Here is a 22,963-nt window from a genome sequence, read left to right on the forward strand (position 1 = left end):
TTTAGGCAGCGCCGCCCCACCAGTAAATGCAGAAGAACAAGAACAGCCAAACCACATCAACAAAATGCCAATACCAAGCGGCGGCTTCGAACCCAACATGGTGTTCAGGTTTGAAATGTCCCTTAATGGACCGGACCAAACAAACCATCAAGAAGATGGTCCCGACGATGACATGGAAGCCATGGAACCCGGTGGCCATGTAGAAGGTTGTGGAATAAATCCCATCTTCAAAGCCAAAGGCTGCATGCGAATATTCATAGGCCTGAATAGCCGTAAACAACATGCCAAGGGCAATGGTCAAGACCAGCCCCATAATCAAATGACGGCGATTGTCCTTGATCAGGGCATGATGGGCCCAGGTCAGGGTCACACCAGATGTCAGCAAGATAAGCGTGTTCAGGAAGGGCAAATCCCAGGGGTTAAACACTTCAACACCCTTCGGTGGCCAGACGCCCCCGATCGCAGCCGTTGGATACAGGCTGGCGGTGAAGAAGGCCCAGAAAAAGGCCGAAAAGAACATCACTTCGGAAGCAATGAACAGTGCCATCCCGTAGCGAAGCCCAATCCGCACCACCGCACTATGGTGGCCTTCGACTTCGCCTTCGTGCACCACGTCTACCCACCAGCGGAAGGCAACGAACAGAAGGGCTGCCAGCCCTGCGAAAAAGACCCATGGACCACCTTCATGCATATACATGATGGCACCCACCGCTATTATAAATGCGGAGCCCGCACCTAAAATCGGCCATGGGCTTGGCTGGACCATATGGTAGGGATGGTTTGCGTGTGTATCGGCCATATTTTTTACCCCTAATTCCTCACGTCACTAAAACAGGTTCAAGTTGATTTAATAAGTATTCCGTATCCCGCCAGGAATGCCGGAAACTTTTTTGGCATCCTTATTGGGCGCACGAAAAAATGTATACGAAAGCGCAATATCACTGACGTCATCCAGCTTGCGATCATTCACAATTTCTGGATCGACGTAAAACGCAACCGGCATGTCAACAGTTTGGCCGGGCTGCAAGGTCTGTTCCGTAAAACAGAAACACGCGACCTTGATAAAATATGGCCCCGCCTTGTGCGGTGTCACATTAAAGGTCGCAACCCCGGTAACGGGAACATTGCTCAGATTCTTTGCCCGGTAATACGCCAGGGTTTCTTCGCCGAGCTTTAGATGCACCTTGTTTTGCAATGGTGTGAAAGACCATGGCAGCCGCGCGTTGACATTGCTCACCAAGGTGACGTCAACGCTGCGTGCAGATTTATTCAAAACGGGCTTGTTGGTTTTCGCAATCTGGGTCGTGCCGCCATAACCGGTAACCTGACAAAACAACCGATACAGGGGCACTGCTGCAAAGGAAAGCCCCACCATAGATGCCACCACGCCAACAGCAATTGTAGCGACGATACGATTGTTGTTCCGAAGCCCCATTAGTTAGACCCCGCCCCGCCCATACGAACGATGGTCAACACGTAGAACAAGACAACCATCCCGGCCAACACACCCATAAGGGCAAGATTGCGCGCGCGAAGGTTTTTGTTGGGTGTGTTTTGATCCGCCATTACAAACCCCCATTCATCAACATGCCATCGGCCATCAGGACGGCAAACAGCAAGAACAGGTACAAAATTGAATATGCAAACAACGCCTTCGCAGCAGCGTCGCTGTAATCTTTCGATGCAAACATCACCCGAAAGGCGCCTACGATAAAGACAAGGCCCAAGACAGACGCTGAAATGCCATAAAGCATTCCGGAATATCCCAACGACCAGGGCAGGATGGTCACCGGAACCAAAAGCAGCGAATAGAAAACCATTTGGCGTTTCGTTGCGCGCGGTCCTGCGACAACAGGCAACATGGGGACGCCAACTTTTGCGTATTCATCTGCCTTGTAAAGCGCCAGAGCCCAAAAATGCGGGGGCGTCCACAAGAAGATGATCGAAAACATAATGACCGGCATCCACGTAACATCTCCCGTCACGGCGGCCCAGCCGATCATTGGGGGAAAGGCACCGGATGCACCACCAATAACGATGTTCTGGGGTGTGCTGCGCTTCAGCCACATGGTGTAGACAAACACATAAAACCCGATGGTCAGCGCCAACAAAGCCGCCGCCACCCAGTTAACCCCAATGCCCATAATGGCCACGGACCCAACAGCAAGGGTGATGCCGAAACCAAGGGCTTCGCCCGGGGCCATCCGTCCTGCAGGGATTGGGCGTTCCCGGGTCCGGGTCATGCCCGCATCAATATCGCGGTCGAACCACATATTGATGGCACCGCTGGCACCGGCACCGACGGCAATGCAAAGCAATGCGATCAACGCCAATACCGGATGCAGGTTGCCCGGTGCCAAAACCAAACCGGCAAGCCCTGTAAACACCACCAGAGACATAACCCGGGGCTTTAACAAAGCCACGTAGTCCCCAACCGCAGGCATCATGGGGGCCTCCCCCACAACACCATTGTCGGCGGTATACAGTTCAGGTGGCAGGGCCGTCTGAGACACCGTGTTTCCTTTATTCCTGCGCTGGCCTAAAGCCGGGGCAGGGTTTCGTGGGTGTGGAACGGTGCCGGTGAGGGAACCGTCCATTCAAGGGTCGTTGCACCTTCGCCCCAAGGGCTGTCTGCAACTGTTTCCTTGGATTTGAACATCTTGTACAGCAGGAGCAAGAACACCAGCGTGGCAAAGCCCGAGATATAGGCACCAATAGAAACAACCATATTCCACCCGGCGAAGGCATCTGGATAGTCAGGAATGCGTCGTGGCATACCCGCCAACCCCAAGAAGTGCATCGGGAAGAATGTCAAGTTCACACCAATGAACAACAGCCAGAAATGCAGCTTGCCCAGGGTTTCCGAATAAGGGCGTCCGCTCATCTTTGGCAGCCAGTAATAGAAGCCCGCAAAGATGGAGAACATTGCCCCCATGGACATGGTGTAATGGAAATGCCCAACCACGTAATACGTGTCATGCAGGGCAATATCCACACCGGCATTGGCCAGAACCACACCGGTAACCCCACCCACTGTAAACAGGAAGATCATCCCCAGTGCGAAGATCATGGGTGTCTTGAACTCAATAGAGCCGCCCCACATGGTGGCAATCCAGCTAAAGATTTTAACCCCCGTGGGCACCGCAATGACCATGGTCGCCGCGACAAAATAGGCACGGGTGTCAACATCCATACCCACCGTATACATGTGATGGGCCCAAACGATGAAGCCAACGAAGCCAATCGCAACCATGGCATACGCCATGCCCAGATAGCCAAAGACAGGCTTTTTGGAGAACGTGGAAATCACCTGAGAGACAATGCCAAAACCCGGCAAGATCAGGATGTAGACTTCCGGATGGCCAAAGAACCAGAACAGATGCTGATACAACAATGGGTCACCGCCGCCTTCAGGCGCAAAGAAGGTGGTCCCGAAGTTACGATCCGTCAGCAGCATGGTAATGGCACCGGCCAGAACTGGCAGCGACAACAGCAACAAAAAGGCTGTCACCAACACCGACCATACGAACAATGGCATCTTGTGCAGGGTCATGCCTGGTGCGCGCATATTGAAGATGGTGGTGATAAAATTAATGGCGCCCAGAATGGACGATGCACCCGCCAAATGAAGACTGAGAATAGCCATATCCACAGCAGCCCCCGGTGAGCCAGCGGTTGAGAGCGGCGCATAAACCGTCCAACCGGTACCGGCACCGCCATCAACCATCGTAGAACCGATGAGAAGCAGTGCTGAGGGGATCAACAGCCAGAAGCTGATATTGTTCATGCGCGGAAACGCCATATCCGGCGCGCCGATCATCAAGGGCACAAACCAGTTACCGAAGCCACCGATCAAGGCTGGCATCACCATGAAGAACACCATGATAAGGCCGTGGCCAGTAATCAGAACGTTAAAGAACTGGTTGTCGCCACCCAGAATTTGGGCGCCCGGCACGGCCAGTTCCATCCGAAACAGGATCGACATGGCACCACCCAGTAGCCCCGCCACAATGGCGAAGATCAGGTACATGGTACCGATGTCTTTGTGATTGGTAGAAAACAACCACCGGGTAATCCCGTGAGGTTTGTGATCGTCGTGGGTCATCGTCTCTGCGGTCATTGCCGGCCTCTCACGTATCGCTTAATTGCTGCCGGCCGCGACGGGCGCGGACCGGGCAAGTTTTATACTGGTGGTCTTGGTTGCGGGCTCTGCCTCGGCCTTGAATTTGACCTTGGCAGTGGCTGTCCATTTGGCAAAATCCGCCTTGGATACGGCGTTAATGGCAATGGGCATAAAGCCGTGATTGATGCCGCACAATTCCGAACACTGGCCGTAATAGACACCGGGTTTGGTAATCCGCACCCAGGTTTCGTTCATACGACCCGGAACCGCATCGATCTTGACCCCCAACGCGGGCACCGCCCATGCGTGGAGGACGGAATTGGCCGTAACCAACACCCTGATATTCGTGTTCACCGGCAAAACAATCCGATTATCCACTTCTAACAGGCGCAATTGTCCGGGCTTGATTTCCGCATCAGGAATCATCTGGCTATCGAAGATAAACTTACCTTGATCAGGATATTCATAGGTCCAGAACCACTGACTGCCGGTGACCTTGAGCGTCATCTCCGGTTTGTCCGTTCTGTCCATATAATAGAGAAGCTTGAGCGACGGGATTGAGATCAACACTAAAATGATGATCGGAACCACGGTCCAAACAACTTCTAATAGCGTGTGATGCGTTGTGCGCGACGGCGTCGGATTGGCTTTGGCATTGAACCGCACCATCACATACACCATGAGTGCCAGCACAAAAATCGCAATCACGAAGATTAGAACGAGCAAGAAGTTGTGAAAGTCAGTGATTTGTTCCATCACCGGCGATGCCGCTGGCTGGAACCCCATTTGCCATGGCTGTGGCCCAGCTGCAATTGCAGGGGCACCAACACCGAACACTGTCAGTGTGGCTACGAACATGACGGATGCAAATTTTCGGATTAACCGCATTCTTGAAATCCTGTCTGAAATCAGGTGAAAAATCTCTTATTCTCGGAAGGGGTACTTCCTTCAAGTCTCGGGCAACCTACACTATGCACATGTATTTTCACAACCCACCCCAAGGCCTTTTTTCCCTTTTTTCTCTATTTTTCGGGGGTTTATGAGAATGCTTCGCATTGGAATAGCATTGATGTAACCTTACCCTTCATTCTCGGGTAAAACTGCGCCAAAACTGCATACCGGATTGATCACCGACCATCCGCGTGGCACCTATAGGATCAACCGACAAGGCGGGCTATGATAGACCATGACTGATAAACCCAATCCTGAAGACCTGTTCTTTTCCCGGACCGACCTGACCCGTTCGGGCGCCGAAGCCATCTTAGCGGGAGCCCTTAACGGTGCCGATGACGGCGAGCTGTTTCTTGAATATTCCGTTTCAGAAAGCTTTTCCTTTGATGACGGACGGTTGCGCTCAGCCAATGCCGACACGTCCCAGGGCTTTGGATTGCGTGCCATCGCCGATGAAGCCACTGGATACGCCCATGGTTCAGAATTTTCCGATGCGGCCCTCAAGCGTGCGGCCGATACCGTCCATGCGGTTACCCGTGGCTATGACGGCACCATTGCTGCCCCGCCACCGGGCACCAACCGCGCGCTCTATAGTGACGACAATCCCCTGAACGAAGTGGCGTTTGAAGCCAAGGTTAAATTGCTGTCAGACATTGATGCCTATTTGCGGGCCCGCGACCCCAGAGTGCGACAAGTCATGGCGTCTTTGTCGGGCGAATGGCGGGCCATAGAAATCATCCGTGCCGACGGTGAAAGCGCCCATGACATCCGGCCTCTGGTGCGGGTCAATATTTCCGTCATGGTTGGCGATGGCGACAAGCAGGAAACCGGCAGTTTTGGCACCGGTGGCCGCACCGGCTATGGGGATTTCATTGCCCCCGATGTCTGGCAGACAAACGCCGATGAAGCACTACGCCAAGCCTTGATTAAACTGGATGCCGTTCCCGCACCTGCCGGTGAAATGGAAGTGGTGTTGGGGCCGGGCTGGCCCGGCATCTTGCTCCACGAAGCCGTGGGCCATGGGCTTGAAGGGGATTTCAACCGCAAAAAAACATCCGTATTCGCAGGGTTGCTTGGCCAACGCGTTGCATCCCCCGGCGTCACGGTCATTGATGACGGCACCATTGAAGGTCGCCGTGGATCGCTTAGCATTGACGATGAAGGTACGCCGACATCGGCCACCACGTTAATCGAGGACGGCATTTTGGTGGGCTACATGCAAGACCGCATGAATGCACGGCTGATGAATGTTAATCCCACGGGCAATGGGCGGCGGCAGGATTTTGCCCACAAACCCATGCCGCGCATGACCAACACATTTATGAAAAATGGCGATTGTGACCCGGAAGAAATCATTAAAAGCATCAAATCCGGGCTCTATGCCGTTAATTTTGGTGGCGGCCAAGTTGATATCACATCGGGCAAGTTCGTGTTTTCTGCATCCGAAGCCTATCTGGTAGATAACGGAAAAATCGGCGCACCCGTCAAGGGTGCAACCCTGATCGGCAATGGTGCCGATGCCCTGACGCGGATTTCCATGGTTGGCAACGACATGAAACTGGACCCGGGCGTTGGCACCTGTGGCAAGGATGGCCAAGGCGTACCCGTCGGCGTTGGCCAACCCACCCTGAAAATTGACGCCCTCACCGTGGGCGGCACGGCTTCGTAATACATGCTCCGAAATTCCCCCCCCTGGATTTGGATTTTGATTTTTGCACTGGCCGCGACCGCCGGTTTGTTATGGCTGGCCGCAGATGCCGGAATGATGCCCGGGGCCACCAGCACTGGCCCGCGCATTGTGCACGGGGTTGTTCTGGTCACCTTGTTGGCATCGGGATTGATCCACGGCGGGCGCATTGGTTTTAAAACCATGCTGGGTGCCGGGTTTCTATGGCTGGCCGTCGGCGCCATCTTGATGGTGATTTACAATTACCGTTTCGCCATGGGGTGGACCGGGGCGTAGAAAATTAATACGCGTATTCTTCGAATGCTCAATACGCGTATTCTTCGAATACCGGGTCCACATTTTCCTGCCAGCGATCATGGTACAGGGCCAGTTTGACCTCTGCCGGGGTTTTACCCCGTTCCAGGATTTCTTCCAACGTTTTCAAATGATAGCTTTCATTGGTGCCGGTATCATCCAATTTTTCCCGCCGCGTCAAACCTGCGTGCGATAGCGCCACCACTTCTGCTGCAAGATCCGCCAAGGGCTTGCCCCTGAATTCAGTGGACAGGGCATGTTTTGGCACTTCGGCGCGCAAGTATTCATGATCGGCCTGCTGCCAGTCTGAAATCAGGGCTGCTGCCGCCGCTTGCGCTTCGGCATCATAAAGCAAGCCAACCCAGAACGCCGGCAAGGCACAAATGCGACGCCATGGCCCGCCATCGGCGCCGCGCATTTCCAGAAATTTCTTAAGACGCACTTCGGGAAACACCGTGGTCATATGGTCTTCCCAGTCTTTGATGGTCGGGTAAACGCCCGGCAATGCCGGTAATTTTCCGGCCATGAAATCACGAAAAGATTGCCCGGATGCATCTATATAGGTGCCATCGCGATAGACAAAATACATGGGCACATCGAGCATGTAATCAACGTACCGTTCAAACCCGAAGCCATTTTCGAACACAAACGGCAGGGTCCCGCAGCGGTCCACATCGGTATCGGTCCAGACATGGCTGCGATAACTGAGATACCCATTGGGCTTGCCATCGGTGAACGGCGAATTGGCAAACAACGCAGTAACGATTGGCTGCAACGCAAGGCCGATGCGGAATTTTTCCACCATATCGGCTTCGCTTTCAAAATCCAGATTGACCTGAATGGTGCAGGTCCGAAGCATCATATCAAGGCCCAGATTGCCCTGGGTTGGCATATAGGCCTTCATGATTTTATAGCGCCCCTTGGGCATCCACGGCGTGTCTTCGCGGGACCATTTAGGCTGGAACCCAACCCCTAAAAATCCAGCACCAATTTCTGCCGCCACCTCTTTGACCTGATCCAGATGCTGATGCACCTCGCGGCAGGTCTGATGCAAGGTCTCCATGATGTCGCCAGACAATTCGAATTGCCCGCCCGGCTCCAGGGTGATGGACGCACCCCCCATGGTCAGCGCGATAGGGGTGTCCCCTTCCAGTATCGGGGTCCACCCGAACCGGGTCAGGCCCTCCAGCATGGCACGAATGGAACATGGCCCATCATAGGGCAACGGCCTGTGATCAGATTGGGCGAAGGCAAATTTTTCGTGTTCTGTTCCGATGCGCCATTGATCCCGAGGCTTCGCGCCACTGGCCAAATATTCAATCAATTCGGTCTTTGACGTAACGGGGGCTGCTTGTGGGCTTGATGGACCAGACATAAAAAAAGCGCTTCCTTAAACTTTGTACATTCCAACTCAGCGAGGGCTCGACCCCACCCAATCACCCAGAACCGCCTGCCAACAGGCAAGGGCCGCAACGGCGGCCGTATCGGCGCGCAACAAACGTGGGCCAAGACTGACAGGGGTAACAAAGGGTAGTTTCTTGAGGGCGTCAAGTTCGGTGACATCAAACCCGCCTTCTGGGCCAATCAAAATTGCCCACGGATTGCTTTTTGTAGCCCCGGGTTCTGTCGCAATCAAAGCTTCGGCAATGGGTGCACCGGAACCCGATTCATCACAAAACATCAAACGCCGTGTCTCATCCCAGCCTTCAAGGACCGTTTTCAGGCCCTTGGGCGCGCGAATTTCGGGCACACTTAATCGGCCTGTTTGTTGGGCCGCCTCTATTGCATTGGCGGCCAAACGATCTGTATTAACCCGCGAAACACTGGTGCGCGCGGTCAATACCGGCTGCAATACCGATACCCCCAGCTCCGTCGCCTTTTGGGCCAGATAATCAATGCGAGCATATTTGATGGGTGCAAAAAGCAACCAAAGATCGGGTTCTGGGCTTTGGGGCTGGCTTTGATCAATCACATCCACCGATGCCCAGCCCTTGCCAAAGCCAGCAATCGTGGCCCGCCATTCACCATGCTGGCCATTGAACACAGCAATCGTGTCGCCCGCAGAAAGCCTTAAAACATGGCGCAAATAATGGGCCTGGGTCGGTTTCAGCCCAAGGCTTTGGCCAGATTCCAGCAGATCTTCGACAAAAATCCGGGTGCGAACCGATGTCGCATCCTTGCCGTTACCACTTGCTTTTCTCTTGCCCATCATTGGCCATCTTGTGATCTATTGTAGGTCAGCCTAAGACTACAACCATGGAACCGCCAGAGCCAGAGCCAGAGATTAAGAACATGACATCAGAGGCCCCCGATTCGGAACCAACCGGCGATATTCCGGAAACAACCCTGTTGCTGCGCGCCATTCCAAAGGCGCTTCATCCCTACGCCCGCCTTGCCCGTCTTGACCGGCCCATTGGCACCTGGTTGTTGCTGTTTCCCTGTTGGTGGTCTTTAGCCCTTGCAGCCCCTGCACCACACCCTGACTGGCCGCTTGAGCAATTTGCCCTTTATGCGGTTTTGTTTGCCATCGGCGCATTGGTCATGCGCGGCGCGGGTTGCACTTATAATGACATTATAGATCGTGATTTTGATGCCCAGGTTGCCCGCACCCGGGCCAGACCCATCCCATCGGGCGCGGTCACGGTCAAAGGGGCTGTTGTTTTCCTTTGCCTTCAATTGTTGCTGGGGCTTGGGGTTTTGATCACCTTCAATGGCTTCACCATCGGCCTTGGCATTGCATCTCTTGCCTTGATCTTTGCCTACCCTTTCATGAAACGCATCACCCATTGGCCTCAGGCCTTTTTGGGGCTGACCTTCAACTGGGGGGCGTTGTTGGGATATGCCGCCATCACCAATGAACTGGCAATGCCTGCATACCTTCTTTACGCAGCCGGGTTTTTCTGGACGCTCGGATACGACACCATCTATGCCCACCAAGACAGGAACGATGATCTGATTGCAGGCATCAAGTCTTTGGCACTGCGTCTGGATGCAAACACAAAACGCTGGTTGGTGGGTTTTTATGGCATGAGCCTTGCCCTGTTGGCGACGGCTGGGCATGCGGCCAATTTACACTGGGCATTTTATGTGATCGGGGCATTGGCCCTGATCCAGCTTTTATGGCAAGTGCTGGATATCCACACCGAAAGCCCCGGTGATTGCCTGCGTAAATTTAAATCGAACCGATTGTTTGGCTGGCTGGTATTGGCAGCCTTGATTGCCGGACAGGTGTTTTAGGCCGTTTCTATAATTTCCATGCCTGAATGTTCAAAGCGGCGCGCGCCCTGGGCAAGGGCATCGGATCGGGCACGGCCCAGGGCTGCATCCTCAATGGATGCCATAATAAACGGGTCCAGCATTTCTTTTGGTGCCAAAACATCGCGCACCAGCCCATGCATTTCTTCCTGCGTCCGGGCGGAAAAAACCCGGCCCGAAGCCGGAACCTCTGCCAGAGAGATCGGCCCGCCATCATGAAGCAAACACCCCACCACCGAAATATAAGCAAACGCCACATCCAATTGACCGATGCCATCAACATCCATTTGGATGCCTGATAGTTTTGCATAGTGATAATTGATCCCGGGCTGTTCGGTCTTGTGCATGATTTGAAGGCAGTCTTTGTCTAGCCAGGTGATAAAGGTTGAAAGCCGTGTTCCAGGAGATGGGAACAGGGTTGCCGGGATTGATCCATAAGCGGTGACATGGGCGTTATAGACAGAATCAAAATCATGCACGTCTGCCCGGGTAACCGGGATCACCGTATCGGGGTGGTTGGTATATTTTCGCGCAAGCTGATCTGGTGCCGCATTTGATCCAGACGCAATAACCGGGATCAACCCGGCAACGTCTTCGGGGCACGGGGTCCATTGCGTTTCGGTTCCCTTGGAAAAAAGATAGGACGCTTTGGGGTGTCCAAAAGGATAGGACTTGGCCCAAGCAAGGCGAAGCCCGTCTGGCGAAGCCCCCATCATTGCCGCCGAAAAGGCCCAAAGGTCACCGAAAACAACGCCCCCACAGTGCGCTTTCGAATAATGGCCGCAAGGCGGGGCGGCGTTTCCATAAGCAAAATTTCGTGAAATGCAGGATCGTGATTCCGGATCACCCCCCTGTAAAAGGACGAATTAACATAGTTGTAAATGGCACTGTCACTCATAAAGTAAAAGGCAACCCCGTCTTTATCCCCAAACCGATACCGCGCAAAACGCCATACCGGGCCTGCTTTTTGATCAAAGCCCGGGCCACGAACGCCAATAATACGCTGGCCTGTAACATTGAAAAAATGCAGCTCAAACCGGGTATCCCTTTTTGCTGGCGCACCTGCGCCCGAGACTTTATTCGTCTCCGTAAACAACAGGTCCAAAATGGCATCGTTCTTTTTGCTGATCCGGGCTGTGTATCCCGTGCCCAAAGACCCGCCGTGCCAGACCCCGACCAACCGTTGATCCACCGCAACACGGGTTTCTTCTGGCAAGGGATATTTTGATTCAGGTACGCAGGCGCTAAGCGCCATCGTGGCAACAACAACCAGAGAAACAAAAAATAATTGTCGGGTGGTCCGCAATGATGACTTCACTGGCAACTCCCTCAATGGGCATAAAACCAGCACGTCTATGCCAGCATGCCCATTATGGCAATTTTCTGGAAATAATCACAAGAACCGGCCTAAAAAAAATCAGGTTTTTTTATCGCCGTCAATAACCGGAGCAGCAGCTCATAGGCTCGGCATTGGCCTGATCAATAACAAAACGGGCATTGCACTGGTCCACCCACTGCCAAGACAGCTGCGAGCTGGCCATTTCAGCCACCTCAAAGGTTTCATAAGACCCGACACGAACTTCATCTGATTTTAAATTTTCAAATTCAGTACTGTCGTATTCACCGCCAACAACAAAATACTGTGTCATAATCTAACCCTCCATTTATTATATAGAACAGGTACAGACCACTTTCCCCGATTAGGGGCCTTACCCGCAAAGGCTAGGGAAAAACCTTTAAAATGACGTAAAGTTTCAAATATGGCTTATTCTTGCTTGCGCGATTTCATAACGGCCCTTGAGAAAAAGGGCGATTTGGCACGGGTTTCAGCGCCGGTTTCCCCAAATCTGGAAATGACTGAAATCCAGAGCCGATTGATCCGTCAAGGCGGCCCAGCGGTGATCTATGAAAACATCGCAGGGCCTGACGCCCCCTTTGAGACACCTTGGCCACGCCGGGTGCTGGCCAACCTGTTCGGCACCGAAGACCGAATTGCCTGGGCATTGGGCCGCGAAGTGGCAGACCTGCCTGCCCTTGGCAAAATGCTGGCGGTTCTGGACCAACCGGGCATGCCTGAAAATCTGGATCAGGTAAAGGCATTATGGCCGGCCTTTAAATCTGCAACCAATGTCCGACCAAAAGTAATTTCATCCCCCCCCTGCCAGGACGTGGTGATCCGGGGTGATAAAATTGATCTTTCTAAATTGCCGATCCAAACGTGCTGGCCGGGGGAACCCGCCCCCCTGATCACCTGGCCATTGGTCGTCACCAAGGCGCCTGAGGGCGATGGCCGGGATGCAAACCTTGGCATTTATCGCATGCAGGTTTTAGGGCGTGACAAAACATGCATGCGCTGGCTTTCAAAACGGGGTGGGGCCAGCCATTTCAAGGCTTGGCAAGATGCAGGCCTGGGTCCCATGCCAGCGGCCGCCGTCATCGGCGCCGATCCCGCCACCACCATTGCCGCCGTCACACCGGTGCCTGAAAAAATTTCCGAATATGCCTATGCCGGATTGCTGCGGGGAAGCCGAACCCAATTGGCAAAATGCGTCACCGTGCCCCTGATGGTGCCAGCGAATGCCGAAATTGTCATTGAAGGCCATGTGTCCTTAAGTGAAACAGCCAAGGAAGGCCCTTATGGCGATCACACGGGATATTACAATTCAGTGGAACCCTTTCCCGTCTTTACCGTGTCTGCCATCACCATGCGCAAAGACCCCATTTATCTGACCACCTATACCGGACGCCCGCCCGATGAACCATCGGTTTTGGCGCAAGGATTGGGGGCCATCTTTACCCCCATGATCCAAAGACGCATCCCTGCCATTACAGATTTTCATCTGCCGCCAGAGGCCTGCTCTTACCGAATTGCCGTGGTCTCTATCAACAAGTCCGAACCCGGATTGGCCCAAAAGGTCATGAATGATATCTGGTCGGCCTTGCCTCAATTCATGTTCACCAAGATGATTATTGTCGTCGATGACGATATTGATATCCGAAACTGGGCCGATGTCATGTGGGCGGTTGCCACCCGTATGGACCCGGTCCGTGATATCACCTTGATTAAAGACAGCCCCATTGATTATCTGGATTTTGCATCCCCCATTGCCGGGCGGGGCGGCAAGGCAGGACTGGATGCCACCAACAAAATAGGCGCGGAAACTACCCGTGAATGGGGAAAGCCGCTCAATATGGCAGAAGACATCGTTGCAGAAGTAACGCGGAAATGGGCCGATTATGGCTTGGATGACCCGGATCAGGAATCAGATTAAAAACTGCGTGGCCAATAACGCAAGGCTACAAATAGCCCCAAGGGGCGGTACCCACAAAGGCACATGAAACGTTCCGGGACCGGGCACTTCCACCCGCTTGGTTGTTCGATGTAATTTCCAAAGCGCACAATTCACCACCGTAAAGACAAACAGATTAACCGCGCTGGTCAGGGTCACAAGACCAACAAAATTGATGACGCCTGCAACGCCTGCAACCGCTGCACCCGATACCAGGGTCGCAAAAAGCGGCGTGCGCGTGCGGGCATTAACATGGCCAAACACGGACGGCACCCATCCCCGTCTTGCCATGCCATAAAGAATACGCGCCAGCATCACCAAGGTGATCAAAATACCATTGGGCACTGCGATCAGGGCGATGACAGAAAGCGTGCCAGATGGCACCCATGACACCCCCTCGACAATCAGCTCCAGCGGCGCGCGTGAACCCGCAAGCTTTTCCATGGGCACCGCCGTCACGGCCACCAAAGCAATGATGCCGTAAATCACGGTGGTGATCAGAATGGTCAGCAAAATTGCCCGGGGCAAAACCCGCCTTGCATCAGAGGTTTCTTCCGCCATGTTGACGATGTCTTCAAACCCTAGAAAAGCAAAGAAAGCTAGAAAAGTCCCAAGGGCAATGCCTGATGCCACAGCAGAAGACGTCGGCATCATGGCTGGGACGATATCGGGCAAATGGATCAACATGGGCACCCCGGCGATGACCACAATGACAAGCCCCAGAATTTCCACCAACGTCATGATGGCCGCTGTCTTGACCGAAGACCCAACCCCGATACAGGCAATCACGGTGAACCCCGCCACTAGCGCCAGGGCAGCGGGTAGCTCCGCCACCTCGATAAACCGATTGAGATAGCCCACAGCACCCCGGGAAAGACTGGCCGCCAAAAAAACACCCACAGCCACCACACAAAACCCGATCAACCGCGACAGGGCATCGGACCCGAAGGCTTCTCTGACATAGACGGCAGCACCGGCGGCTTCGGGATAGCGCACAGATAGTTCCGCATAAGAAAGTCCCGTCAATCCCGCCAAAACCCCTGCCAGAACGAATGAAACCGGAGTCGCAAATCCAGCCACGTCCGCAACAGCCCCCACCAGAACATAAATGCCCGCACCGATTATGCCGCCGAGCCCATAAAGCACCAGCAACCACAGCCCCAGAACCCGACGTAATGCGGGCCCCCGGGATGGATTAGAAAGATTATTTGCAGCCTTAACCGATGTCATCATCCCGCCTTGATAGCACGAAGCGAGGTTCAGGCACACGACACCCCTTACCCCCTTCTTAAAACCTGCATGCTTTCTTTCTTTATGAACGGCCAGGGATTCCCTATAAAGCCTCCATGGATAAAAACCGCACCAACCTGCTTAATGATCTGATCGACCGCGCCAAAAAACTTGGCGCAGACGCAGCGGATGCTGTCTTGTTTGATTCAATCGCCTTGGAACACACCCATCGTCTAGGCCGCACCGAAGGCATCACCCGTGCTGAATCCAGCGATCTTGGCCTTCGCGTGCTGGTTGGCGAGCGCCAAGCCATGGCGGCTTCAACGGACCTCAGCCCAGATGCACTGGACCAATTGGCCGCACAAGCCGTTGCCATGGCCAAAAATGCGCTGGATGACCCTTGGTGTGGGCTGGCGGACCCGGGTGCCCTTGCAAAAGATATTCCTGATCTGGACACCTTGGATGCAGAAGAGCCAACCCCTGAAATTTTACAACAACGCGCCGCATGTGCCGAAGATGCGGCACGGGCCATCAAAGGGGTGACCAATTCCGAAGGTGCCGAAGCCGGATGGTCACGAACCAATGTCGCGCTCTCGGCTTCCAATGGATTTTCTGGTGCTTACGCCGTCACCGGGCACAGCGTTGCTGTTTCTGTGTTGGCCGGTGAAGGCACCGACATGCAACGCGATTATGATTATGACCAAGCCTGCTTTGGTGCCGACCTGCGTGATGGGGCCGCCATTGGAAAACGGGCCGGTGAGCGTGCCGTGGCCCGGCTGAACCCCCGTAAAATGGCCACCGCCGAAGTTCCTGTTATTTTTGACAACCGTGTGTCCGGCAGTTTGTTGCGGGCCTTTGCCGGGGCCATTTCCGGCCCATCGGTTGCGCGGGGCACCAGTTTTCTAAAAGACAAACTAAACGAAAAAATATTCAGCGACGGCATTAACATTATCGATGACCCAAGACGAAAGCGGGGGCACCGTTCCAAACCATTTGATGGCGAAGGCGTTGGCACCACGCGACAGGCATGGGTCAACGATGGCGTTCTTGAAAGCTGGATTATGGATTGCGCATCGGCCCGGCAATTGGGGCTCACCACCACCGGCAATGCGGCGCGCGGCACGTCTTCCCCACCTTCCCCTTCCCCCACCAACCTGTACATGGAAGCCGGTGAAACCGATGTTGCCGCTTTGATTGCCGATATTGAACAGGGCTTTTTGGTCACAGAATTAATGGGCATGGGGGTTAATGGCGTCACCGGCGATTATTCCCAGGGTGCTGCTGGGTGCTGGATTGAAAATGGCGAAATTGCTTTCCCGGTAAGCGAGTTGACCGTTGCGGCAAACCTTAAAGACATGTTTTTGGCAATGACGCCCGCCAATGATCTTGTGTTTCGCACTGGCACCGACGCCCCCAGCCTGCGCATTGAAGGCATGTGCGTCGCCGGAGCCTGAAGGGGTGCAATGGCGCTGGTCACGGGAATCTGGGTCATGGTATGGTTTTTTTAGGACAAAATTGCCCTGAACACAGCGAAACCCGAATAAACGTAGGCCGTAAAAGGATTACCGAGGCTTGACTAAAACGCCAGAAAACAGCGAAAACAGCGAAAACAGCAAGCCGGTCGCGCTTTCAACACGCCAGTTGATGGGACGGTTGTGGCGCGAGCATATCCGGGCCTATACCGTCAAGCTTGGGTTCGCCCTTGTCTGTATGGCGCTGGTGGGCGCCACCACTGCATCCATCGCCTACATCATGAAGCCGGTCATCGACGATATTTTTGTCGCTCGGGATCAGGCCATGCTGCCCATCGTTGCCACCATGATCATGGTCATTTTCATCCTCAAAGGGCTGGCCACATATGGCCAATCGGTGTTGATGACCTATGTCGGTCAACGGGTCATCGCCGATGTCCAGATCCGCATGTTCGGGCACTTGATGAAAGCAGACATCGCTTTCTTTCAGACAAACCACACGGGGCGGCTAATCTCTCGCTTCACCAATGACGTCAATCGCCTGAACGGGGCCGCATCACACGTCTTCATCGGTTTTGGTAAAGATTTTCTGACCCTGATTTTTCTGGTCATTGTCATGTTTGAACGCGATTGGTTTCTGGCAATTTGTTCCTTCTTTATTTTCCCACTCGCCGTCGTTCCCATCGTCAAGATCGGGCGACGCATGCGCCGGGTTTCAACCGATGCCCAGGTTCAATGGGGGAACCTGACAACGCTGTTAAATGAAACCTTCACCGGAGCGCGCCACGTCAAGGCTTATGGCATGGAACAGTACGAAACTACCCGGGTCAGCGACACCATCAACGACATTTTCAGGCTCAACTATAAGGCTGGCATTGCCCGCGCCATTTCCCACCCCATCATGGAAACCCTGGGTGGCACGGCTGTGATGGTGGTCATTCTCTATGGCGGCTGGCAAGTCATTGATGGCGGCAGAACCGCAGGCGATCTGATGTCTTTCATCACCGCCTTGTTGCTTGCCTATGAACCGGTAAAGCGACTTTCTGCCATGAATGCCAATTTACAAGAAGGCATGGCGGCAACGCAACGCATATACGAATTGCTGGACACCAAGGCCGAGATCGTGAACAGCAAAGACGCAACCGAGCTAACCGTCAATGACGGGGCCATCACCTTCAAAGACATTTCCTTTTCTTACGAACCTGACCAACCGGCGGTACAAAACATCAGCCTAAATATTCCCGCTGGCAAGACCGTGGCACTGGTAGGGCCATCGGGAGGCGGCAAATCAACCTTGTTGAATTTGATCCCCCGGTTTTTTGATGTCGGCTCAGGGGCGGTTCTAATCGATGGCACGGATGTCAGGGATGTTACCCTTAAAAGCCTTCGCGCAAATATCGCGCTGGTGTCCCAGGAAATCAGTTTGTTCAACGATACCATTGCTGCCAACCTTGCCTATGGGAACCCCGATGTTCCCCGCGAAGCAATCGAGCAAGCCGCACGCACGGCTGCTGCATATGACTTCATTAAAGCCCTGCCTGATGGATTTGACACCATGGTCGGCGAACGGGGGCTTTCCCTTTCTGGCGGGCAGCGACAACGCATTGCCATTGCCCGCGCCCTTTTAAAAGACGCCCCCATCTTGTTGCTTGATGAGGCAACATCGGCGCTTGATTCCGAATCTGAACGCCAAGTGCAGGCAGGTCTGGACCGCTTGATGGAAGGCCGCACATCTTTGGTGATTGCCCACCGCCTGCCGACCATCGCAAACGCCGACCTGATCTGCTACCTTCAAGATGGCAAAATCATTGAAACCGGGACCCATCAGGAACTTATGAACCAAAACAGTGCCTATGCCAGACTTTACAACATCCAGTTTAAAGGCCCCGCAACTGCTGAACCGGCCAAAACAGAGATTTAGCGTCATGGCAGTGAAAAAAACGAAATCACCTCCGGCATTTGGACACGCGCTATTCGGACGTGGCGGCCCCATTGGAACCCTTTATGCATTCCTGACCACCATCGGCGGTCCCTTGGTGGAATTGCTGCTGCGCAAACGGCTGAAACGGGGGCGCGAAGATGCAGATCGTCTCAATGAACGCCGCGGGATCGCAGGCCTGCCCCGCCCCAAAGGCCCACTGGTCTGGATTCATGCCGCCAGCATCGGCGAGGCCCTTTCCGTGATGCGGCTGGTTGAACGGTTGCTGGAACGCTATCCCGCCCTGAACATTCTGGTGACCACGGGAACCGTTACGTCTGCACGGTTGCTGGGAGAACGATTGCCCGAACGTGCCCTGCACCAATACGTGCCGGTTGACCGCCTGCCCTGGGTGCGCCGGTTTCTCGACCACTGGCATCCAGACACCGCCTTCTGGGTGGAATCGGAATTATGGCCCAATCTAGTTCTGGAAACCCAGACCCGGGGCATTCCCATGGTGTTGCTGAATGCCAGAATGTCTGTCCATTCCTTTGCTCGCTGGCGCCGCCTGCCGGGCTTCATAAGGCCTTTAATGAAAGGCTTTTCTGCCGTGCTGGCACAAGATGAAATTGAGGCCGGGCGGCTGATTGAACTGGGGGCCGATCCCGTTCTGACCCCGGGCAACCTTAAGTTCGCTGCAACCTTATTGCCCGCCGACACCGATGCCTTGGCTGCCTTGAAGGACAGGATCAATGACCGCCCCTGCTGGGTTGCGGCATCGACCCATGAAGGCGAAGAAGAAATCGCGACCTATGTCCATAACCGTCTGGCAGACGACAACAAAGGGCTGCTGACCATTATCATTCCCCGCCACCCGGCGCGTGGGGTGGCCATTGCTGCAAAACTATCCCGGGCTGGCAACACCGTGGCACTGCGCAGTGCAAATCAGGCCATCACGCCAGACACCGGCATCTATATTGCCGATACCCTCGGCGAATTGGGGCTATTTTACCGCCTCTCCGGCATTGCTTTGGTCGGCGGTTCTTTGATCCCCCATGGGGGCCAGAACCTGCTTGAACCTGCCCGCCTTGACTGTGCCATCCTGCATGGGCCGCACATGGAAAATTTCCGGGCCATCGTCAATGAAATGGCCGCGCGCGGTGGGGCCGCAGAAGTTGCCGATGCCGAAGAATTGGTCAAGGCCGTGAGACAACTCCTGGCCAATCCAAAAATGCGCAGCGAAATGGCTGCCGCCGCCGCTGACATTGCCAGCACCAAAGAAGCCATCCTTGATACCGTGCTGAACCATCTGGATACGGTGCTGGCCAGCATCGCCGCCAGAGCCCGTGGGGATGAAACCGCGCCACAAAAAAACAGCCTGAAAAATGGATCCCATGCGGGCCCCTGATTTCTGGCAGACCGGCCTTGGACCCTGGCCTCATATTCTGGCACCACTTGGGTGTCTCTATGGTGCTATCGGTCGGGCAGAACGGTCCTTCACGCGAACGCAAGCTTCTGGTGTTCCCGTTATTTGCATTGGCAACCTGACCGCAGGGGGCACCGGCAAAACGCCTGTGGCCTTAAACATCTGTAACCGGCTTTTATCCTTAGGCATTGATGTTCATTTTTTAAGCCGGGGTTACGGTGGAGACTTACCCGGGCCAATCATGGTTGATCCTGAACATCACACGGTCGAAGACGTTGGCGATGAACCCTTGCTCCTTGCCCGCAGCGCCCCGGCATGGGTGTCCCGCAACCGCATTCAAGGTGCCCATGCTGCGCGCGGCGCAGGGGCACAAGCGCTGATCCTCGATGATGGGTTCCAAGACCCCCACATTGCCAAAGACCTGTCCCTGATCGTCATTGATGGCGCATCCGGGTTCGGCAATGGCCGTTTGATCCCCGCAGGGCCGTTGCGTGAAACTGTCCCCCACGGCCTGAAGCGTGCAGATGGGGTGATCATCATGGGCGAAGACCGATTGGGCATGGCAGCCAAATTGAAAAATGCCTTTGAGGGCCTGCCCATTATAAATGCGCACCTTCGCCCGGTGCTGACACCATCGCCATACAAGGGCAAAAAAATTATGGGCTTCGCTGGCATTGGGCGGCCTGAAAAATTCAGAGAAACCCTTTTGGAAATCGGGGCCAAGCTTGAATCCTTTTATGGCTTTCCCGATCACCATCCTTATGTCGGCAGGGAAATCGCCATCTTGCTGGAAAAGGCAAAGGAATTGGACGCCATTGCCCTCACCACGGCCAAGGACCATGTCCGCATCACCGATGCCGATCAGCGGGAACAAATAGACGTGTTAGACGTGGAAGTCGTGTTCGAAAATGAAGCGGTGCTTAACGCACTTTTGGCGCCAATACTTGCTTCATTGGCGGCACCAGAAATGCCGGATCAAGACGGGTCAGATAGAGATTAACGCGCCAGTCCAGATGGACCCCGGTAGCACGGCCCGTGGCACCCATGGTGCCCATTTTACCGCCCTTTTTAATGCGCATGCCCGGTTTGATCGACACGGTATCTAGATGGGAATAAACCGAATTCAGGCCATATCCGTGATCAATTAAAACGGTCCCCCCGGTGAAATACAGGTTCTTTGCCGCAATCCGCACAATGCCCGCCGCTGCCGCCACAACCGGCGTGCCCTTGGGGGCGGCAATATCAAGGCCGAAATGGGGACGCCGGGGTTTGCCATTCAGCACCCGCTGACTGCCATAAACCCCACTGATCCGGCCCTTTGCCGGCCACATAAATCCCCCATCAAAAAAGGGCTGGTTGGTATCTTTAAGACGCGCAAGTTTGATCTGTCGTCCTTCAGACCGAATGCGCTTCAGGACTTTGGCAGGCGGGCTCACCATTTTTTTGGGCAACCCGTTGATGCGTTGCACCCGGTAGCGGCGTTTTTTAATTTTCAAAACCCGCGTTTCAAGCCTTCCACCGGGAAAGTTTGCCACCAGTTTGACGCGCCTTTTGGCATCGCGGCCAAAACCGATTAGAAACCGTCCGCCTTGGCGCACTGGAACGGGTTTTCCATCCACCGAAATTCTGGTTCCCATCGGCGCATAACCGGTCACCAATCCCCCTTGGACAAATTGGCCGGTTAATTTGAGGGGGCTGACCTTTTGGCGTTCTCCCCCCATCGCGCGGCCGATCATGGAAAGCGCCAGAACAATGACAAGGGCGATTAGAAAGTCGCGCTTGGTTAAACGTCGTCGCTTCATAACAGACTCCCCTGCGCACCGCCGTCCTTATCGCCACCATCACGGGCACGCTTGCGTGGTGGTGATTTCTTTGAGCCAGATTTGCCCCCCAAAACAGCAGGCACGTCGCCATCGCTAAAGCCAATGTTGATCGCCATATCTGGTTCGGTGTCGCTTGCTTTCATAATGGCATCCCCATTGCTGTCGCGGATCACAGCGAACCCCCTTGCCAAAACATTTTCATAGGAATAACTGGCAAGCAATGCGCTAAACCGATCAAGCCGTTCACCCCGGTCCCCAAGAATCCGGCCCGTTTCACGGGTTAACCGAAGCCCCAGACCGGTCAATCGATCCGCGCCATGGGCCAAGCCCAGTTGCAATGCCTGAGGACGGAGCCTGGCTGCAACCGTATTAAACCGGCCTTCAATGCCTGACACAAGGCTGCTTCCCGCCAGATGCAGCCGTTCGCCGCGATCATCAAGGCGTTGGGTGGCTTCTTCCATCATGCGGGTGGGATCGCCTGCAATGCGCCACAGTTGGACCAAATGGCGGTGCTGATCTTCCAGCATGCGGATCACGGATGCATTCAGGCGTGCGCCAAAATCGGCGACCTCGCTGGCCAGTTCCAGACGCACGGGCACGGCCATTTCTGCAGCCGCACTGGGCGTTGGTGCGCGAACATCCGATGCAAAATCAATCAAGGTATAATCGGTCTCATGGCCGACCGCTGAAATCAGCGGAATGTCTGAGCCGGCTGCTGCGCGAACCACGTTTTCTTCGTTAAAGGCCATCAGGTCTTCGATGCTGCCACCGCCGCGTGCCACAATAATCAAATCAGGCCGCGCAATGGGGCCATCGTGTGGCAATGCGTTAAAGCCATTGATCCCGTTCGTGATCTGATCGGCGGCCCCCTTGCCCTGGACCAGCACCGGCCAAATCACCACATGGCGGGGGAACCGATCATCAAGGCGGTGCAAAATATCGCGGATAACCGCCCCTGTCATGGATGTAACGACGCCGATCACCTCTGGCAGAAAGGGCAATTCCTGTTTGCGATCGTCATCAAACAGGCCTTCAAGCGCCAGCATTTTTTTGCGGTCTTCGATCAGCTTTAACAAGGCGCCCTCGCCCGCCAATTCAATGCCTTCAATCACCAATTGGTATTTGGACTGGGGGCCATAGGTGGTGATGCGCCCGGTGACAATGATTTCCATGCCGTCTTCTGGTGAAATCGAAAGCTTGTTCACGGCCCCGCGCCAGCACACCCCGGCGATCACCCCATCGGTATCCTTTAAATCCATATAGACATGGCCACTGGCCGGGCGGCGCAGGCCCGATATTTCGCCGCGAACCCGCACGCGACCAAAATTATCCTCGATGGTTCGCTTGATCGCAGACGATATTTCGCCAACGGTGAAAATCGGCATATTAATCATGCCAGACCCATCACCGTCTGATGGGGGGGTTAGATCGACCATGAATGTCTCTTTATCATGCCAAAACATGTTACAAGACCACCGAAAGCTCGCCAAGGGA

The 22,963-nt window shown here is 54.5% G+C and carries 21 protein-coding genes; 8 read left to right on the top strand and 13 right to left on the bottom strand.

Annotation, left to right across the window (positions count from 1 at the left end; all coding sequences use genetic code 11):
* Position 1: 1 nt before the first annotated feature.
* The 5 genes from HOJ08_03355 to coxB form a co-directional block, all read right to left on the bottom strand.
* Positions 2-799, bottom strand: coding sequence for a cytochrome c oxidase subunit 3 (locus tag HOJ08_03355; GenBank protein ID MBT5672477.1), 798 nt, complete (start codon positions 797-799; stop codon positions 2-4).
* Between the two features lie 48 nt (positions 800-847).
* Positions 848-1,435, bottom strand: coding sequence for a cytochrome c oxidase assembly protein (locus HOJ08_03360; protein ID MBT5672478.1), 588 nt, complete (start codon positions 1,433-1,435; stop codon positions 848-850).
* A 130-nt stretch (positions 1,436-1,565) separates the two neighbouring features.
* A complete protein-coding gene (locus HOJ08_03365) occupies positions 1,566-2,597 on the bottom strand; it encodes a protoheme IX farnesyltransferase (GenBank protein ID MBT5672479.1) in 1,032 nt (343 codons plus the stop codon).
* Positions 2,540-4,120 (bottom strand): cytochrome c oxidase subunit I, encoded by a 1,581-nt coding sequence (gene ctaD, locus HOJ08_03370; GenBank protein ID MBT5672480.1) that lies wholly within the window; start codon positions 4,118-4,120, stop codon positions 2,540-2,542. Before ctaD ends, HOJ08_03365 begins: the two co-directional genes overlap by 58 nt.
* Positions 4,121-4,141: 21 nt before the next feature.
* Positions 4,142-4,981 carry a cytochrome c oxidase subunit II gene (coxB, locus tag HOJ08_03375; protein ID MBT5672481.1) on the bottom strand — a complete coding sequence of 280 codons (840 nt, stop codon included), beginning with the start codon at positions 4,979-4,981 and terminating at the stop codon, positions 4,142-4,144.
* 328 nt (positions 4,982-5,309) lie between these two features.
* Here coxB and tldD point away from each other — a divergent pair, with 328 nt between their 5' ends.
* Together tldD and HOJ08_03385 are read left to right on the top strand one after the other, a co-directional pair.
* Positions 5,310-6,743, top strand: coding sequence for a metalloprotease TldD (gene tldD, locus HOJ08_03380; protein ID MBT5672482.1), 1,434 nt, complete (start codon positions 5,310-5,312; stop codon positions 6,741-6,743).
* A 36-nt stretch (positions 6,744-6,779) separates the two neighbouring features.
* Positions 6,780-7,037 (top strand): hypothetical protein, encoded by a 258-nt coding sequence (locus tag HOJ08_03385; protein MBT5672483.1) that lies wholly within the window; start codon positions 6,780-6,782, stop codon positions 7,035-7,037.
* Between the two features lie 28 nt (positions 7,038-7,065).
* On the opposite strand, the gene HOJ08_03390 is transcribed toward HOJ08_03385, so the two are convergent.
* Together HOJ08_03390 and HOJ08_03395 are read right to left on the bottom strand one after the other, a co-directional pair.
* Positions 7,066-8,430: a glutamate--cysteine ligase gene (locus HOJ08_03390; GenBank protein ID MBT5672484.1), complete on the bottom strand. Its 1,365-nt coding sequence runs from the start codon at positions 8,428-8,430 to the stop codon at positions 7,066-7,068.
* 36 nt (positions 8,431-8,466) lie between these two features.
* Positions 8,467-9,264, bottom strand: coding sequence for a 16S rRNA (uracil(1498)-N(3))-methyltransferase (locus HOJ08_03395; protein ID MBT5672485.1), 798 nt, complete (start codon positions 9,262-9,264; stop codon positions 8,467-8,469).
* Positions 9,265-9,347: 83 nt separating this feature from the next.
* On the opposite strand from HOJ08_03395, the gene HOJ08_03400 reads away from it, so the two are divergent.
* A complete protein-coding gene (locus HOJ08_03400) occupies positions 9,348-10,292 on the top strand; it encodes a 4-hydroxybenzoate octaprenyltransferase (GenBank protein ID MBT5672486.1) in 945 nt (314 codons plus the stop codon).
* Here HOJ08_03400 and HOJ08_03405 read toward each other — a convergent pair.
* The 3 genes from HOJ08_03405 to HOJ08_03415 all read right to left on the bottom strand — a co-directional run bounded on the left by HOJ08_03405 (position 10,289) and on the right by HOJ08_03415 (position 11,959).
* Complete coding sequence (locus HOJ08_03405; protein MBT5672487.1) at positions 10,289-11,026, bottom strand: hypothetical protein; 738 nt, start codon at positions 11,024-11,026, stop codon at positions 10,289-10,291. The genes HOJ08_03400 and HOJ08_03405 overlap by 4 nt on opposite strands.
* Complete coding sequence (locus tag HOJ08_03410) at positions 11,023-11,628, bottom strand: hypothetical protein (protein MBT5672488.1); 606 nt, start codon at positions 11,626-11,628, stop codon at positions 11,023-11,025. Before HOJ08_03410 ends, HOJ08_03405 begins: the two co-directional genes overlap by 4 nt.
* 118 nt (positions 11,629-11,746) lie before the next feature.
* Entirely contained in the window at positions 11,747-11,959 is a 213-nt protein-coding gene (locus tag HOJ08_03415) for a hypothetical protein (protein MBT5672489.1), read from the bottom strand.
* A gap of 111 nt (positions 11,960-12,070) precedes the next feature.
* On the opposite strand from HOJ08_03415, the gene HOJ08_03420 reads away from it, so the two are divergent.
* The gene (locus HOJ08_03420) at positions 12,071-13,582 is read left to right on the top strand and encodes a UbiD family decarboxylase (protein MBT5672490.1); all 1,512 of its coding nucleotides are present in this window, start codon (positions 12,071-12,073) and stop codon (positions 13,580-13,582) included.
* Here HOJ08_03420 and HOJ08_03425 read toward each other — a convergent pair.
* A complete protein-coding gene (locus HOJ08_03425; protein MBT5672491.1) occupies positions 13,574-14,830 on the bottom strand; it encodes an amino acid permease in 1,257 nt (418 codons plus the stop codon). The genes HOJ08_03420 and HOJ08_03425 overlap by 9 nt on opposite strands.
* A 116-nt stretch (positions 14,831-14,946) precedes the next feature.
* Between HOJ08_03425 and HOJ08_03430 the strand changes: the two genes are divergently transcribed.
* The 4 genes from HOJ08_03430 (at position 14,947) to HOJ08_03445 (ending at position 20,646) form a co-directional block, all read left to right on the top strand.
* Positions 14,947-16,284: a TldD/PmbA family protein gene (locus tag HOJ08_03430; GenBank protein MBT5672492.1), complete on the top strand. Its 1,338-nt coding sequence runs from the start codon at positions 14,947-14,949 to the stop codon at positions 16,282-16,284.
* A 190-nt stretch (positions 16,285-16,474) separates the two neighbouring features.
* Positions 16,475-18,223, top strand: coding sequence for a lipid A export permease/ATP-binding protein MsbA (gene msbA, locus HOJ08_03435; protein ID MBT5672493.1), 1,749 nt, complete (start codon positions 16,475-16,477; stop codon positions 18,221-18,223).
* Positions 18,224-18,227: 4 nt separating this feature from the next.
* The gene (locus HOJ08_03440) at positions 18,228-19,628 is read left to right on the top strand and encodes a 3-deoxy-D-manno-octulosonic acid transferase (GenBank protein ID MBT5672494.1); all 1,401 of its coding nucleotides are present in this window, start codon (positions 18,228-18,230) and stop codon (positions 19,626-19,628) included.
* The gene (locus HOJ08_03445) at positions 19,615-20,646 is read left to right on the top strand and encodes a tetraacyldisaccharide 4'-kinase (GenBank protein ID MBT5672495.1); all 1,032 of its coding nucleotides are present in this window, start codon (positions 19,615-19,617) and stop codon (positions 20,644-20,646) included. Before HOJ08_03440 ends, HOJ08_03445 begins: the two co-directional genes overlap by 14 nt.
* Here HOJ08_03445 and HOJ08_03450 read toward each other — a convergent pair.
* Both HOJ08_03450 and HOJ08_03455 read right to left on the bottom strand, forming a co-directional pair.
* Complete coding sequence (locus HOJ08_03450) at positions 20,567-21,448, bottom strand: M23 family metallopeptidase (GenBank protein ID MBT5672496.1); 882 nt, start codon at positions 21,446-21,448, stop codon at positions 20,567-20,569. The genes HOJ08_03445 and HOJ08_03450 overlap by 80 nt on opposite strands.
* Positions 21,445-22,905 carry an exodeoxyribonuclease VII large subunit gene (locus HOJ08_03455; protein ID MBT5672497.1) on the bottom strand — a complete coding sequence of 487 codons (1,461 nt, stop codon included), beginning with the start codon at positions 22,903-22,905 and terminating at the stop codon, positions 21,445-21,447. Before HOJ08_03455 ends, HOJ08_03450 begins: the two co-directional genes overlap by 4 nt.
* Positions 22,906-22,963: the final 58 nt, after the last annotated feature.

The organism is Rhodospirillales bacterium, assembly GCA_018666775.1.
Lineage (GTDB): Bacteria > Pseudomonadota > Alphaproteobacteria > SMXQ01 > SMXQ01 > JABIXC01.